Annotated in this window: 13 protein-coding genes; 8 read left to right on the top strand and 5 right to left on the bottom strand. The window is 65.5% G+C overall.

Going from position 1 to position 12410, the window contains the following annotated elements:
• Window positions 1-73: 73 nt before the first annotated feature.
• The 4 genes from K32_RS04400 to K32_RS04415 form a co-directional block, all read right to left on the bottom strand.
• A complete protein-coding gene (locus K32_RS04400) occupies window positions 74-475 on the bottom strand; it encodes a hypothetical protein (RefSeq protein ID WP_201402864.1) in 402 nt (133 codons plus the stop codon).
• A gap of 181 nt (window positions 476-656) precedes the next feature.
• Window positions 657-1409: an NADPH-dependent F420 reductase gene (locus K32_RS04405; RefSeq protein WP_201402865.1), complete on the bottom strand. Its 753-nt coding sequence runs from the start codon at window positions 1407-1409 to the stop codon at window positions 657-659.
• A gap of 179 nt (window positions 1410-1588) precedes the next feature.
• Window positions 1589-2578, bottom strand: coding sequence for a LacI family DNA-binding transcriptional regulator (locus K32_RS04410; RefSeq protein ID WP_201402866.1), 990 nt, complete (start codon window positions 2576-2578; stop codon window positions 1589-1591).
• A gap of 19 nt (window positions 2579-2597) precedes the next feature.
• A complete protein-coding gene (locus K32_RS04415) occupies window positions 2598-3611 on the bottom strand; it encodes a Gfo/Idh/MocA family protein (RefSeq protein ID WP_201402867.1) in 1014 nt (337 codons plus the stop codon).
• A gap of 195 nt (window positions 3612-3806) precedes the next feature.
• Here K32_RS04415 and K32_RS04420 point away from each other — a divergent pair, with 195 nt between their 5' ends.
• The 5 genes from K32_RS04420 to K32_RS04440 all read left to right on the top strand — a co-directional run bounded on the left by K32_RS04420 (window position 3807) and on the right by K32_RS04440 (window position 8893).
• The gene (locus K32_RS04420) at window positions 3807-5099 is read left to right on the top strand and encodes an ABC transporter substrate-binding protein (RefSeq protein WP_201402868.1); all 1293 of its coding nucleotides are present in this window, start codon (window positions 3807-3809) and stop codon (window positions 5097-5099) included.
• A gap of 125 nt (window positions 5100-5224) precedes the next feature.
• Window positions 5225-6103, top strand: a complete 879-nt coding sequence (locus K32_RS04425) for a carbohydrate ABC transporter permease (RefSeq protein WP_201402869.1) — start codon at window positions 5225-5227, stop codon at window positions 6101-6103.
• A 1-nt stretch (window position 6104) separates the two neighbouring features.
• Window positions 6105-7019, top strand: coding sequence for a carbohydrate ABC transporter permease (locus K32_RS04430; protein ID WP_201402870.1), 915 nt, complete (start codon window positions 6105-6107; stop codon window positions 7017-7019).
• Between the two features lie 31 nt (window positions 7020-7050).
• Window positions 7051-8127 carry an ABC transporter ATP-binding protein gene (locus tag K32_RS04435; RefSeq protein ID WP_201404342.1) on the top strand — a complete coding sequence of 359 codons (1077 nt, stop codon included), beginning with the start codon at window positions 7051-7053 and terminating at the stop codon, window positions 8125-8127.
• Between the two features lie 28 nt (window positions 8128-8155).
• Complete coding sequence (locus K32_RS04440; RefSeq protein WP_201402871.1) at window positions 8156-8893, top strand: ThuA domain-containing protein; 738 nt, start codon at window positions 8156-8158, stop codon at window positions 8891-8893.
• Between the two features lie 107 nt (window positions 8894-9000).
• Here K32_RS04440 and K32_RS04445 read toward each other — a convergent pair whose 3' ends face one another.
• Window positions 9001-9786: a DeoR/GlpR family DNA-binding transcription regulator gene (locus K32_RS04445; RefSeq protein ID WP_201402872.1), complete on the bottom strand. Its 786-nt coding sequence runs from the start codon at window positions 9784-9786 to the stop codon at window positions 9001-9003.
• Between the two features lie 89 nt (window positions 9787-9875).
• On the opposite strand from K32_RS04445, the gene K32_RS04450 reads away from it, so the two are divergent.
• From K32_RS04450 to K32_RS04460, 3 genes are all read left to right on the top strand, one after another.
• Window positions 9876-10502 (top strand): TIGR00725 family protein, encoded by a 627-nt coding sequence (locus K32_RS04450; protein WP_201402873.1) that lies wholly within the window; start codon window positions 9876-9878, stop codon window positions 10500-10502.
• Between the two features lie 86 nt (window positions 10503-10588).
• The gene (locus K32_RS04455) at window positions 10589-11374 is read left to right on the top strand and encodes an ABC transporter permease (protein ID WP_201402874.1); all 786 of its coding nucleotides are present in this window, start codon (window positions 10589-10591) and stop codon (window positions 11372-11374) included.
• Window positions 11371-12408, top strand: a complete 1038-nt coding sequence (locus K32_RS04460) for an ABC transporter ATP-binding protein (RefSeq protein ID WP_201402875.1) — start codon at window positions 11371-11373, stop codon at window positions 12406-12408. The genes K32_RS04455 and K32_RS04460 overlap by 4 nt, the downstream gene beginning before the upstream one ends.
• Window positions 12409-12410: the final 2 nt, after the last annotated feature.

The following is a 12410-nucleotide window of genomic DNA, read 5'->3' on the forward strand; positions in this document are numbered from 1 at the left end:
AAGCCACGGCGCTTCTCCGCGCGGCGGTCGGCCGCGCGGCGACAGGCGGCTCAAAATCGAGCCGACGATGAACTCAGGTTCTGGGCGGTCGTGGCGGGGGCGGTTCGGCCCAGGGATCGCGCGCGGCGTCATTCGACGGCACGAGCACGGCGACCGGCATAGGGATCGCCGGCGTCGATGCGCCGACCACCGGCGCGTTCGGGAAACATTTGGCGAGGCAAAGGATCGCCAGCGGGCACGCCTTCTGGCAATCCGGCAGCGACTGCTTCTGCTCAGGACAGCACGGCATGCCGTCCGTCATGCCGGCCATCGCTTCCATAGCCGGCATGTCCTCCATCGCCGCCATCGGCTCGGCGGTCGTCATGGTCTCGACAGCCGTCATCGCCGCGGCCGAGGGCACAGCGATCGGAGCGGTCAGAAGGCCGAGGACCGCCAGGATCGAGAGCAGCCGGGGGAGGAGGGACCGAAGTTTCACGCGCGCAACCTCTCACATCGCGCAGAGCCGGCAAAGGTGGTCGCGATCACATAAGTGTCAGGGCGGTGAGGCTGTTTGCCGCGAGGCGCGTTGGCCGGAGCATTGCGGGACGGCCGCCATAGGCGGGCCGTCCCGGATGTTCCCGAGGCGCGTCCTGAACAGACGCCCCCGGCTAGCCGGCCTAGGCCGTGATCGGGGTTTCCCGGCGCGCGAGGGCGACCCGCTCGTCGTTCGTCGGGTTCTCCGCGAAGATCTTCTGAATGTTGGCGACGAATTCGGCTCGCTTCGCGGGCGCCGCGCCCTCGACCGCCGAAGCGAGCGCGCGGCGCAGATCGCTCAGGCCATAGTCCGTGCAATAGGCCGGGGTATTGGGCTGCTGACGCCAGGAGTCCTGCAGGCTGCCCGCATCGAGCGGATCGAAGCCGACCTGGTCCACCAGCCCCATGGCAACCCGCTTCTCCTCGGGAGTGTCCCCCGCGACGGCGAGCGCCACGCGGTTTCTGGCGCCGGCGGGCTTTCCCTTTTCGGCGAGGGAGGCGGCGAAGATGCTGTTGAAAGCCTTGATGATGGGGCGGCCGAGCTGTTCCGCCACCCACACGCTTTCGGTCTTCCCGGCTTCGATCTCCTCCACCGGGGGATCGCGCAGGACGGGATAGTAGTTGCCGGTATCGATCACCGGCACGCCCTCCCGGAGATTGGCGAACAACCCTCGCGGCAGTTTCGCAATGGCCGAGAATGGAATGGAAATGATGACCGCATCGACGCCGTCGACGGCGCCGGAGACATCGGTCGCGCTGGCTCCGGCCGCCTTGGCGAATTCCCGGACCGCATCCGCGCCACGCGAGTTGGCAACCCTGACCTCATGCCCTTTCGCGGCCAGGGAGCGCGCCAAATGCCCGCCGATTGCGCCGACGCCGATAATGCCGATTTTCATGAGAACACCTTGTAGGTTGACCGCGCTGTTCCCGGACGTAGGTCTGCGCTACCACAACGACAAGAACACATCGAAAAGTTGAGTGCCGACATAGGCGGCAGCGGCGACCGGAGCAGGGGGCGCGGGGAAGGGCGACGGCAGGAGAGGCGACGGCGAATGGGGCGAAGGCGACAGCACTTCTAGGCTGTCGAGCCCCAGCGGGCGGTGCACTCCAGAAGGATACTGTGCGAGGCGTCGGCGTCCTTCTCGTGGCGTTCGATCAGCGCCACGATCGCATCGACGAAGGCGACGTGGTCCTGGCTGAGCGTCGTCAGATCATGGCTTTCCCAGGCGGCCATGGCGATGCCGTCTTGGCCAACGACCGCGAGATCCTCCGGAACCCGGCGGCCCAGGACCTTGCGGGCGGCGTCGGCGGCGCCGATCGCCATCACGTCATTGCCGCAGATGATGGCATCCACCTTGGCGCGGTGCAGCAGCAGCACCGCTTCCTTGAAGCCCGCGTCATAGGAATAATCGCCGGAGGCTTCCGCCACGAAGGCGAGGTCGCGCTTCTCCAGCGCGTCCGCGAACCAGGCCCTGCGCTTCTTGTCGATCCAGCTGGTCGCTGTCCCCGAGATGTAGCCAAAGCGCCGGCGACCGTCCCGGACGATCTTGTCGATGAGCTGGTCGGCCGCCTCCGAACCGTCGATACGGATATGCGAGACGTCGGCGTTGTCGAGCGGCTCGGACGAAACGATGATCGGCCGGGTCGTATGGAAGATGTCGACCGCGTCCTGCATCGAAACCGTATCGGAAAAGACGACGACATGATCGACCTGATAGGTCGAGGCGAGCCGGATCAGCTGCAGCCGGTCCTCGTGATCGGCGCAGCACAAAAGGATCGGCAGAAGCTGCCGATCCTGGAGACGATGGACGAGGAGCTGCAGGTCCTCGGCCTCGCAGGGATTGCCGATCGCATTGACGACCAGCGCGACGAGACGCGAGCGCTGGTTGTTGAGCGACCGTGCAATCGCATTCGGCTGGTAGCCGTGCTCCCGAGCGACGCTGAGAATGCGATCGCGCGTGGCGCTGCCAATGCGGGAATCCGGCGAGAAAGCGCGGGAGATCGTTGCCGACGAAACGCCGGCAAGCTTGGCCAATTCCCTCGACGTGATGCGCTTCTTGTTCATCGGAACCCGCGGATTGGTTTCATCCGGCTGTAGCACCAATCCGGATCGATTCTCCATCGCGCGCCGCCGACGCCTTGATCGCGTCCCAGAGCTGCGCAAAGCGGAGGCCGTTCTCGACCGTGGAGGAGTTGGGCGCCGTGCCCTCGCGGATGGCGAGGAAGCTCTTCATCGGATTGTCGAGGATTTCCGCCGTCTCGCGCTGGGCGGTCTCGCCGGGCAGGCTGATCTCGCGCCACCCGCCCCACGCGTCGATGCGGATGATCGCGCCGGTATAGAAGAGCGTGATGTAGGAGGCGCAGCCGGGCGGTCCTTCGCCCGCCGCGTTGAACGTGACGAGCGCGCCGCTGTCGAGCCGGGCGGAGACCGCGCACAGGATATCGATCGGCTTGCCGCGGTTGTTCATATAGGCGGAAACGCGGGCAAATCCGGAATCGGCGAGCAGGCACACCGTGTTCATCATGTGCGCGCCGGTGTCGAACATGAAGCCGCCGCCGGAAATCTCCGGCTGCTGCTTCCAGTGGCCGTTGTAGCTTTCCGACCAGCCTTCCCAGATCGTCGCCGCGACGTTGACGAGTTCGCCGAACTCTCCCGCCTGGGCGCGCCGCTTCGTGTCCAGCACCAGCGGCGACAGGCCGCCCTGGAAGGCGATGACGATGGTGACGCCCGTCTGCTTCTGGGCGGCGATCAGCCGTTCGGCTTCCTCGACCGTCGTCACCATCGGCTTCTCGAGCAGGAGGTCGAGCCCGGCCTCGGCAACGGCGATCGCCTGCTCGGCATGGAAGGCGTGCGGGGTCGAGACATAGACCGCGTCCAGCTGGTCCCGGCAGGCCGCGAGCATGTCGCGGTAGTCGTCGAATTCCTGCGGTTCCGGCTTGCCGGCGGCGGTGCATATATCGGCGAGGCGGCGGCGCGACGGCACGTTCACGTCGGCTGAGGCGACGAAGGTCACCTCCGGCATATGCACCCAGCCGCGCGCATAGTCGGCCGCCTTCAGGCCCGCGCCAATGATCCCAAGCCGCAATGGGTTGGACATGTCTCTCTCCCGAGTGATGGTGTTGTGTATACGGTTACACAGAATTGCATTTCCCTGCAATGACGAAATAATTACGCTATTTCAATGGCTTGATGATTTGACGCGGGAGCGCTTGATTCACGTCTTGCCGATTTGAAAAACACGTGTACAGTTTTGTGTGACCGCTGGAGGGCGGCCGTTACCAGGGAGGAAACTATGAGGAAAGTGCTCTTGGCGGGCCTTTGGGCCGCCGGGCTGAGCGTGGCTGTCGCGCCCGTTCACGCCGAAACCATCCGCATCGCCAATCACGGTCAGGCCGGCATCGACGCGATGAAGGGGACCGTCGCGGAAATCGAGAAGAAATACGGCGTCACCGTCGAGGTCGTCGAATATCCCGCGCCCGACAAGGACTATGTGACGAAGCTGCTCACCGAGTTGGCCGCCGGCAACGGGCCGGACATCTTCTCGGTTCCGAGCGCAAGCTATGTCGCCGACATGGTGGCCGCGGGCTATCTCGCGCCGATCACCGCCGAGCTGAAGGCCTGGGACGGCTATGACCAGCTCTACGACGTCGCCAAGCAGCTGGCGGTCAGCCCGGATGGCGAGACCTACGTTCTCCCGTCGATGCTCGGCATCAACCAGATCTATTTCCGTCGCGACGTGATGGAGAAGGCCGGCATCTCGACCGAGCAGCCGAAGACCTGGGCCGAACTCATCGATCGGGCCAAGGAGATCAAGGCCAAGACCGGCCAGTACGGCCTGCTGTTCCCGGCCGGCGTTGCCTGGGGCGGCGGTGCGTTCGAGGAAGGCTTCCAGCATCTCCTCGTCGGCTCGAAGACGCCGCAGATCGCGGCCGCCGACGGCAAGCTCAGCCTGACCGGCGAGGGCGTCAAGGACGTGTTCGGCGTCTACAAGGAGCTGATCGACAACGACCTGATGCCCGTCCAGCCGCTGCTCGGACCGGAGCCCTGGGTGATCCCCAAATATGAGATGTTCCCGGCCGGCAAGCTGGTGGCCACGACCTGCGGATCCTGGTGCTACATCTACGACTGGGGTCGCGAGAGCAAGAACCCCATCCCGAATGTCGAGAAGGTCGTCGGCACCTGGACGATCCCCGGCCAGTCCAGCGGGCAATACGTGCTCGCCGGCCTCGCCGCGCCCTGGGCCGTCAACTCGAAGGCCGCGAATGTCGAGCTGGCCAAGAAGGCGCTGCTCGAAATCGGTTCGGTCAAGACCGAGGTCGCCTATGCCGGCCTGATCGGCAATATCCCGGCCCGCAAGGATGCCGGCTCCGATCCCGACTTCCAGAAGCTGGTCGAGCTCGTGCCGATCCATGCCGCCGCTGAAAACGGCGTCTACCTCAAGCAGGCGGCAGGCTTCTCGGCCGTGTCGGAAGGCGTGGCCCGCGCCACCGAGGCGCTGCTGCGCAAGGAAACGGACGCCGCCGGCGCCCAGAAGATCCTGGTTGATTACGTCAAGGAAGTCCTCGGCGACGACGCGGTCGAATAGCCTCCCTCGGCCGTAGATCGTCCAGCCAGGGGGAGAGGCGGAGCCTTGTCCGCTTCTCCCCTCGGCCGCAATTGGCGGCCCGCCGGACGATGTCGCTGACCCGATCCTGAAGCCCGGATGTTTCCATGACTTATGAGAAACGTGTTTCCTGGCAGCTCCGGCTGATCTTGCTGCCATCCGTTCTGCTGCTCTTCGCCTTCGTCATCTATCCGGCGATCTATTCCGTCTATCTGAGCCTCACCAACGAGGCCCTGACCGGCGCCGCCGCGCTCAATCCGCGCTTCGTCGGCGCTCGGAACTATATCCGCCTGTTCAACGACCCGAAGTTCTGGAATTCGCTGCTCGTCACGCTCCTCTTCGTGATCGGCTCGGCCATCATCGGCCAGTTCATACTGGGCCTGGTTTCGGCGATCCTGCTGCGCCGGCCGCTCAGGATGAAGTCGATCTTCAATTCGATCATCCTGCTGCCGAACGCCGTGCCCGAGGTGGTCGCCGGCTTCATGTGGATCTCGATGCTGGCCGGCGGCGAGCGCGCCACGCTGTCGCGCATCGTCGCCTTCTTCGGCCTGGAGCCGACGGACTGGCTGCAGACCTTTCCGCTCACCATGATCATCATCGTCAATACGTGGCGCGGCATCGCGACCGCGATGATCCTGCTGACCGCCGGTCTGAGCGCCGTTTCCGAGGAGGTCTATGAGGCCGCGCGCATGGATGGGGCGACCCCGCGCCAGATGTTCACGCGCATCACGCTGCCGCTGATCGCGCCGACGATCCTGCTCTACATGCTCGTCTCGACCGTTTCGACGATCGCCATCTTCGGCTTCGTCTATGCGCTGACGCGCGGCGGCCCGGGGGGCGCGACCGAGCTGATCAGCATCTACATCTACAACCAGTCCTTCACGGCCTTCCAGCTCGGCTACGGCTCCGCGGTGGCGGTGGTTGCGCTCGTCTTCTCGCTCGCGATCGGCGTGATCTACGTCCGTGCGCTCAAGGTGGAGGTCTGAGATGGCGATCCATCATGCCCACAATCCTTCAAAGCGACGCGGCGCCGAATTGGGCGCGTACGCGACGCTGTCGCTGATCTCGATCTTCTGCGCCATCCCGTTCTTCTGGGTGCTGCTGGCCTCGATCGACGGCAACGCGTCATTGTTCCTGCAATGGCCGCGCGAACTGACGATCAACAACTATGTCCGCATCTTCGCGCAGGAGGACGGCACGCGCTGGCTGCTGAATTCGCTCTTCGTGGTCGGCACCGCGACGTTGATCGTCATGGTGCTGGCGGGGCTCGGCGGCTATGCGCTGTCGCGCACCCGCGCCTGGTGGAAGCGGCCGTTCCTCTACACCATCCTGCTGATCCGTGTCCTGCCGACGACGGCGCTGGTCGTGCCGCTCTACAAGGTCCTTCTGACCGCCAATAACGGCCTCGGGACGGTGCTTCGCGAGCTGTTCGGCAATGGTCCGGCGCGGCAGATCCTGCGTTATGTCGGCTTCATCGACGGCTATCTCGGCCTGATCCTCGTGCTGGCGACGATGCAATTGCCGCTGGCACTCTGGATCATGAAGACCTTCTTCGACACCGTCCCGCGCGACTATGAGGAGGCGGCGCTGATGGACGGCGCAACCCTTCTGCAGCGCATCCGCCGGGTCCTGATCCCGCTCGCCCTGCCGGGCCTCGGCGCCGCCGGCCTCTTCGCCTTCATCTCTGCCTGGGGCGATTTCCTGCTGCCGCTGATCCTGCTTTCCTCGCCGGATCTGCAGACGCTGCCGCTCGGGCTCTTCCGTGCCTTCCTGCGCGTCAACACCATCGACTACGGTTTTCTGGCAGCCCTCGCCTTCGTCTACCTGCTGCCGGCCGTCGTCGCCTTCGGCTTTGCCCGTCGCTTTCTGGTCCAGACCTTCTCAGGCGGGGTCAAGGGCTGATGCCTCTCATGATGGATACATATTCATGGCCGTGATCGAACTCAGGAACGTCCGGAAATTCTACGGCTCCCTCGAAGTCATCAAGGGCGTCGACCTCAAGGTCGAGGATGGCGAATTCGCTGTTTTCGTCGGCCCGAGCGGCTGCGGGAAGTCGACGCTGCTGCGGATGATCGCCGGGCTCGAAGGCATCGACAGCGGCGAATTTCTGCTGGACGGCAAGCGCATGAACGAGATCGCGCCCGACAAGCGCGGCATCGCCATGGTGTTTCAGTCCTATGCGCTCTACCCGCATATGAGCGTCGCCGAGAACATCGGCTTCTCGCTTGATCTGAAGAAGGTGCCGAAGCCGGAGATCCGCCGCCAGGTCGAGGCGATCGCCGAGATCCTGCAGCTGACGGAGTATCTCGATCGCCGGCCGGCCGCCCTGTCGGGAGGCCAGCGCCAGCGCGTCGCGATCGGGCGCGCCATCATCAAGAAGCCGTCGGTGATCCTGTTCGACGAACCGCTCTCCAACCTCGACGCGGCGCTCAGGGTGCAGATGCGGGCCGAGCTGCAGCGCCTGCATCGCGATATCGGCGCCACCGCGGTCTATGTCACGCATGATCAGGTCGAGGCGATGACCATGGCCGACCGGATCGTCGTCCTGAATGGCGGCAAGGTGGCGCAGGAAGCAGCCCCGATCACGCTCTACCACCACCCGGAAAATGCCTTCGTCGCCACCTTCATCGGGTCGCCGCGCATGAACCTGATCCCGGTCGAGCTCAGCCGTCCCGGCAACGGCCAGATACGACTCGCCACGCCGGCGGGATGGTCGATCGATCTGCCGGATCCGGGGCCGGCCCTGCCGGCGGGGCCTGCGCGCCTCGGCATCCGGCCGGAGCATCTGAGGCTCGCCGAGGGATCGGATCGCGATTTCGAGGCCGAGATCGCCGTCGTCGAGCGCCTCGGCGTCGAGACCTATCTGGCGGTCGGCTCGCTGGCTGATCCCATCATGGCCCGGGTCGAGGGCGACGTCTCGATCCGGCCCGGCGACCGGGTCGGATTCTCCATCGACCGCACGGCCTGCCACCTGTTTGGCGCGGACGGCCAGGCCGTCCATCGCTCCTGACTGAAGCTCCCTGGAAACTGAGGACAGCATGACGATCAAGGTTACAATCTGGAATGAAGGCCGCCACGAGCAGCTTCATCCGGAGGTCCAGAAGATCTATCCGGATCGCATCGACGGTGCGATCGCCGCCGGGCTCGCGCATGAGGATTTCGAAATCCGTCGCGGCACGCTCGACGATCCCGACGAGGGCCTGCCCGATGCGCTTCTCGACGATACGGACGTCCTGCTCTGGTGGGGCCACATGGCGCATGACGAGGTCAGCGACGGGCTGATCGACCGGGTGCAGCAGCGCGTCCTGAAGGGCATGGGTCTCGTCGTGCTGCATTCCGGCCATCACTCGAAGCTCTTCCGCCGTCTGATGGGCACCAACGCCAATCTTTCCTGGCGCGAAATGCCCGAGGGCGACCTCGAGCGCGTCTGGGTCCTGAACCCGTCGCATCCGATCGCCGAGGGCCTGCCGCCCTTCTTCGAGATCGAAGCGTCGGAGATGTATGGCGAGCCCTTCGACATCCCGCAGCCCGACGAGCTGATCTTCGTTTCCTGGTATTCGGGCGGCGAAGTCTTCCGCAGCGGCTGCACGTTCCAGCGCGGGCGCGGGCGGATCTTCTATTTCGGCCCCGGCCACGAGACCTTCCCGATCTATCACAACGAGATGGTCCACAAGGTGATCGGCAACGGCATCCGCTGGGCGAAGCAGGCGCACACTGACGGCCGCATCCTCGCCAACTGGCACCGCGCCGAGCCGATCCACAAGCGGCCTGTCTAAGGCCGGCTCGCTTCCATCTTCGGTTCCCCGGTCGAGGGGAAACGGCTTGCAGCCCTCGAGCGATCCGTCGTTCGAGGGCTGCATCGTTTCGGGAGACTGGACGGCGTTCAGGCGATGACGATCTCTAGGCCAGAGGCGGAGAACATCTCGACCAGCCGGTCGGGCGGCGCCGCATCGCTGACCAGTTTGGCGAAGGCGCGCGGCGGCGCGATCTGGGCGATGGCGTGCCGTTCGTACTTCGACTGGTCGCCGAGCAGGATGGCGTTGTTCGTCCGGCGCATCGCCGCCTGCTTCACGGCGATCTTTTCGAGATCGTAGTCCATCACGGCCCCGTCGTCGTCGAAGCCGGAAAAGCCGATGAAGGCGAAATCGAACCGGATCGTCGACAGGGTGGCGACCGTGCCGGCGCCGGCCAGCGAGCCGTCCGCGCCGCGGGAGGTGCCGCCGATGACGTGAAGCTCGATATCCGGCTCGCCCGCCACGACCATGGCCGTGGCGAGGCAGGTCGTGAAGATGCGGAGCCCCGTCCTGCGGCCGCGCAACTGCTGAGCCAGCGCTTCGATGGTCGTGCCGGAATCGAGGAAGAGCGTCGCGCCGTCCGGCACGAACTCGGCCGCCTTACTGGCGATCCGCGTCTTTGCTTCCGCCGAGCGGGACCGCTTCTCCTGGTAGCCGAGCCGGACCGTGTTGTCCGAAGGGCCGGCGCCGCCGTGGAAGCGCTGGAGAAGGCGCATCTGGTCGAGCTGGATGATATCGCGGCGCACCGACTGCATCGACACCGAGAACCGGCTCGCAAGCGACTCCAGCGTCGTGTAGCCCTGTTCGGCGACGATCGCGACAATCTCGGCCTGGCGGGCGGTGATGCCGTCGCTCTGCCGATCCCCGTATGTCATCTAACTTCCTTGATTGTCACAAATCTTACGTCAGATGGGAGAATAGAAGGCCCGCGGCAAGGCGCAAGCGGAAAAGGTCGAGGCAGCGAGTGACAGTGTTGCATTGGGTGGAAGACAGCCGGAAGTTGCTTTGCGGGGATCGGGTCTTCGATCCCTCGCGTCTGGAGTGGGTCGAGACCGAGGCGTCGCAGCGTCCGGGGGAAGTCCTGTCGCCGACCGAGGCGCTCCTCCGCTTCGCCGAGCGAAGCGCGCTCCGCCGCGTCCCGATCGGCATCATCGGCCCGCGCGAGGCGACCTCCGGCCAATGCGAATTGGCGGAAAAGCTCGGCGCGGCGCTCGCACAGCACGGCCTGCAAATGCTGTGCGGCGGCAAGAACGGCGTCATGGAAGCCGCCTGCCGGGGGCACGCATCGGCGGGCGGGCTGCCGATCGGCATTCTGCCTGATGACGAGTGGCAAGCCGCCAACCCCTATGTCGCCATTCCCATCGCCACCGGGATCGGCCCCGCGCGCAACGCCATCATCGCCCGCGCGTGCCTCGCGCTCGTGGCGATCGGCGGCGGCGTCGGCACGCTGTCGGAAATGGCGCTGGGCCTGCAGTTCAACCGTCTCGTGCTCGCCACGAGCGAGGCGCCGCCCGTCGCCGGCGTGCCTGTTGTCGACACGGTCGAGGCGATCCTCGACCGGATTGCCAGGCGGATCTTCCAGATTCCGTAATATACCTTACGACTGTCATTTAGCTTACATACGCGGACGGTAGAAAGCAGGGGTAACCGGGCGCCTCGACAGCAAGGAGGGCCGACTTGCCTATCGTTGCGATTGCCTATCTGATTTTTCTGGCGGCGCCCGTGCTGCTGCTGGGGCTTGGATCCTTCGGCGAAAGCTGGAGCAACACGCTCCTGCCGAGCGGATTTACCGTCCGCTGGTTCCAGGAAGTTGCTGGAGACCCGAGCTTCCGCCGCGCCTTCTTCACCAGCCTGCAGATCGTCGGCACCACCTGTGTTTTGAACCTCGTCGTCGGCCTGCCGCTCGCCTATGCGATCCAGGCGGGTGCGAAGGGCGGCGTACGGTTTGCCGCCCGGCTGGTCACGCTGCTGCCCGTGGCCGTGCCGGAGCTGGTGCTCGCCTTCGGCTTCATCCTGGTGTTTTCATCCGACGCGCTGCCGTGGCTCGGCAGTTTCTGGCTGCTTGCGGCGGGTCATCTGGTGCTGACGCTGCCCTACACCGTGACCGCGCTCGTCGCCGACATGGAGCAGCTCAACCTCGAGGAATACGAGCACGCCGCCGCGACGCTAGGCGCTTCCTTTCCGGCGCGGCTGCGCGACGTCACCTTTCCGCTGCTCCGGACCAGCCTGCTCTCCGCGATGCTGACCGTCGCCGGCCTCTCGATCGGCGAGTTCCAGCTTTCGAACCTCGTCTCGGGCTTCCTGTCGCGAACCTATCCGGTCGTCCTCCTGCAGGCCTTCTATGGCGCAACCGGCTTCGCCTGCGCGGCGACCCTCGTTCTCCTGTTCCTTGCCGTCCTCGCCGCGCTCACCAGCAGCCTGACGGCCCAGTTCGCTCAAGCCAACAAGACGAAATCCGCATGACGCTCCGCTATGAAGCCGTCAACTACACCTATCCGGGAACGACGACCGGCGTGTTCGACATCTCACTGGAGATCGGCCGGGGCGAATTGCTGGCGATCATTGGCGCGTCGGGTTCGGGCAAGTCGACGCTTTTGAAGCTGCTCGCCGGTTTCGTCATGCCTGCCAGCGGGCGGGTGCTCGTCGAGGGGAGGGATGTCAGCTCTCTCCCGCCGGAAGCGCGCCGGCTCGGCGTGGTGTTTCAGAACTACGCCCTTTTCCCGCATATGCGGCTCTGGGAGAACGTCGCCTATCCGCTCAAGGTGCGGGGAATGGCCAAGGCCGAACGCCGCGCCCGGGCCGTCGACGTGCTGGGGCGCGTCGGCATGGGCAGTCGCAGCGACGATCTGCCGGCGGCACTCTCGGGCGGGCAGCAACAGCGCGTGGCGCTGGCGCGCGCGCTTGTCTTCGAGCCGCGCGGTCTTCTGCTCGACGAACCGCTTTCGGCGCTCGATGCGGGTCTGCGGGTCGAGATGCGGGACGAGATCCTTCGGGTCCAGCGCGCCTCCGGCATCGCCACGCTGCTCGTCACCCACGATCAGGAAGAGGCGCTGTCGATCGCGGACAAGGTCGCCGTCATGCGCGATGGCCGCCTCGTCCAGCTGGGCACGCCGCGCGAGCTCTACGAGACGCCCGCCAACGCCTATGTCGCAGGCTTCGTCGGCCAGTCCAATCTCTGGAAGGGCAGGGTCGCGGCTGCGGGGCTGGTCGAAACGGATATTGGCCCGCTTCGCTGCGACACGAGCGGCCACCAGCCGGGCGACGCCGTCACCGTATTCGTCCGTCCGGAACGGATCGTTCCCGCGTTCGACAGCAACCCGTCGGATACCGCCAGCCATTTCTCCGGCTCCGTCGCGGCCGATCGCTACCTCGGCCCGATCCGCCGGATCGACCTCACTGTTCCAGGCGGACTGGTTCGCCTCGAAACCCATCTGCGCGACGCCGTGACTTCCGTGCGGGTTCCAGCAGATGCCGTGCGTCTCCTCCCAGCGAACTGACT

Source organism: Kaistia sp. 32K, assembly GCF_016629525.1.
GTDB lineage: Bacteria > Pseudomonadota > Alphaproteobacteria > Rhizobiales > Kaistiaceae > Kaistia.